Source organism: Chryseobacterium antibioticum (genome assembly GCF_012927325.1).
Classification (GTDB): domain Bacteria; phylum Bacteroidota; class Bacteroidia; order Flavobacteriales; family Weeksellaceae; genus Chryseobacterium; species Chryseobacterium antibioticum.
On record NZ_JABBGI010000068.1, the window covers coordinates 1 to 2,431 of the forward strand.

The following is a 2,431-nucleotide window of genomic DNA, read 5'->3' on the forward strand; positions in this document are numbered from 1 at the left end:
TTTCAAAATATGATCGTCCATAAATCAAAGCTACATCTTTTTATTCTTTTGAAAAACCATCCGTTTTTCAAACTTTTCCTCTTTTCACCCCGAGGCAGAGCCTCGAGGAATTCTTTAGATTAAATAAAGTAGTATGCAGGGAGGTTCCGATCGCTCAATGCCCTTAAAAAATTAAAGCTGCTTTTAAAGCAGCTTTTTTTATGATGAGGTTTTAATAATTAGTGGGCGTTTTGTGTAAAACTATTCAAACTTGTCTTCAGATCCTTGGCACTTCCAATACTGTCAAAACTGATGTTATCAATTCTCCATCCTTGGTCGGAATTCATTAAATGGATTTGGTCGGTCCATGTAATTTTAGGGGGCAACGTTGTATATTCAAAATCAACAACCGCATCTGCTGAGGTTCCGTCAGGATGTATGATAACTGATTTTATTTTATATCCGGTGAACCCCTCATATAGACTTGAAAAAACAGCACCTTCAAACAGCAGCGGTTTTTCATCGGGATGATCGCTTTTCTTTACTTTTTCAATATCAGCTTTTGATGCATTGATGGCTTCTTCCAGAGCTTTTTTCAGTTCCAGGGAAAACAGACTATCAGAGAATGGTTTATGATAAAGAGCATCATTAGAATTACCATACAATTTGTAAAGTTCATTGATTTTTAAGGTGATCGCTGTTTCTGCTGGTACAGATTGTTTGATTTCCTGTTTTTTACAGGATATAAAAAAAAGAAAGGCGCTTAGGCATAAAAGAACTCGTTTCATCATTTAATGTATATTTATTTTTTAATTAAGGAGGTCAAATCATATGCCATAGTTTTTGCCATCTTATTCTGTTTTTAAGGTTAAAATAAATTGATCCGCTAATCATAAAAAATGTATACATTTGATTATAAATCCTGATTTGTGAATCCTATACTTGATGTCGTAGTACGCTCTCTGTGCGTTTATCTGTTTATGGTAATCGCAATCCGCCTTTTTGGTAAAAATCAGCTTTCTCAGCTCAATGCGGGAGATGTTGTATTGCTGCTCCTTATTTCCAATGCAGTTCAGAACGCAATGGTGGGACCAGATACATCGCTTCAGGGTGGTCTTATTGCAGCACTCGTGCTTTTTGCGGCTAACTTTATTCTAAAAAGACTCATGTTTTCCAACCGGAAATTCGAAACATTCATGGAAGAAGATCCTGTAGTCCTTATCAGGGATGGAATAATAGATCAGACTGCTTTAAATAGAGTGAAAATCACCCGTGATGAATTGGAGGAGGCCATTCGGGAACATGGTGTGGAAAAAACAGAAGATGTAAAACTTTCTATCCTTGAAGTAGACGGAAACATCAGTGTTGTTTCACAGGATGAAACAGGAAAACAAACCCATTATTCAAGGATAAAAAGAAGAAACAAAAGAAAATACCATTAAATAAAATGAATTACGAATTAAGAGAAATGCTTCCCAGTGATGAAAAAAGAGTGTTGGAAATTTTCAGACAGGGAGTAGATGGTGGTATAGCCACTTTTGAAACAGAAATCCCTACCGCCGAAGCATGGAATATGGAATATTTCAACGATTGCCGCTGGGTGCTGGAAAATGAAAGTAATGAAATAGTAGGATGGTGTGCTTTGAAACCGGTAAGTAAAAGAGAATGTTATAAAGGAGTTGCTGAAGTAAGCATTTATTTCGACAATACTTATCAAGGGAAGGGTTTAGGGTCAGTTCTGTTAAAAAAGATGATTCTGGACAGCGAGAGCCACGGATTCTGGACACTGCAGGCCAGTATTTTTCCCGAAAATGAAGGTTCCATACGATTTCATCAAAAAAACGGTTTCAGAACTATAGGTGTTAGAAAGAAAATCGGAAAATTGAACGGACAGTGGAAAGACGTTATCATGATGGAAAAGCGAAGCGATAGTATAGAATAGCTAGATATTAGTCTTAAATTTATATGTATACAAAACTAACTTCTAACCTCTAATATCTAACCTCTTTTAAATTTTGGCACTAACCTTGTTATCTCCCTATTGAAATTTGAAAAAGTAGAATAATGAAAGGTTTAATTAAAATTGCAGGGGTCGTTACGGTCTTGTTCATGATGTCATCGTGTGTAGTACATGATCAGCATGTAAGAAGGGTTCCACCGGGACACGCCAAGAAAATGTATGGAGGAAGCGCAAGATATTATGCGCCGGGACAGGTCAAAAAAAGAGTCTATTACTATGACAATGATGACAGAGGTGGCCACCATAAACACAAAGGCAGAAAACACCACAGAGATTGAAAAAAATAAAAAAAGCCCTGATTTTTCTAGTCATGGTCGGAAGAATTTTTCTTCCGACTTTTTTGTTTTTTGGCGTACGGAAAAGCACACTTATATTGCTGATTATCAAACAATTAATTTGTTTTTCTGTTTTTTATTTTGTATATTAGCAGTT

The 2,431-nt window shown here is 36.2% G+C and carries 4 protein-coding genes; 3 read left to right on the forward strand and 1 reads right to left on the reverse strand.

What is annotated here, in order from left to right; translation table 11 throughout:
* Nucleotides 1–218: 218 nt before the first annotated feature.
* The gene (locus HHL23_RS22310; protein WP_169236936.1) at nt 219–770 is read right to left on the reverse strand and encodes a hypothetical protein; all 552 of its coding nucleotides are present in this window, start codon (nt 768–770) and stop codon (nt 219–221) included.
* A gap of 138 nt (nt 771–908) precedes the next feature.
* Between HHL23_RS22310 and HHL23_RS22315 the strand changes: the two genes are divergently transcribed.
* The 3 genes from HHL23_RS22315 (at nt 909) to HHL23_RS22325 (ending at nt 2,277) form a co-directional block, all read left to right on the forward strand.
* Nucleotides 909–1,421, forward strand: a complete 513-nt coding sequence (locus tag HHL23_RS22315) for a DUF421 domain-containing protein (RefSeq protein ID WP_169236937.1) — start codon at nt 909–911, stop codon at nt 1,419–1,421.
* Between the two features lie 5 nt (nt 1,422–1,426).
* On the forward strand, nt 1,427–1,921 hold the full coding sequence (locus tag HHL23_RS22320; protein WP_169236938.1) for a GNAT family N-acetyltransferase: 495 nt from the start codon (nt 1,427–1,429) through the stop codon (nt 1,919–1,921).
* Nucleotides 1,922–2,043: 122 nt separating this feature from the next.
* Nucleotides 2,044–2,277 (forward strand): hypothetical protein, encoded by a 234-nt coding sequence (locus HHL23_RS22325; protein ID WP_169236939.1) that lies wholly within the window; start codon nt 2,044–2,046, stop codon nt 2,275–2,277.
* Nucleotides 2,278–2,431: the final 154 nt, after the last annotated feature.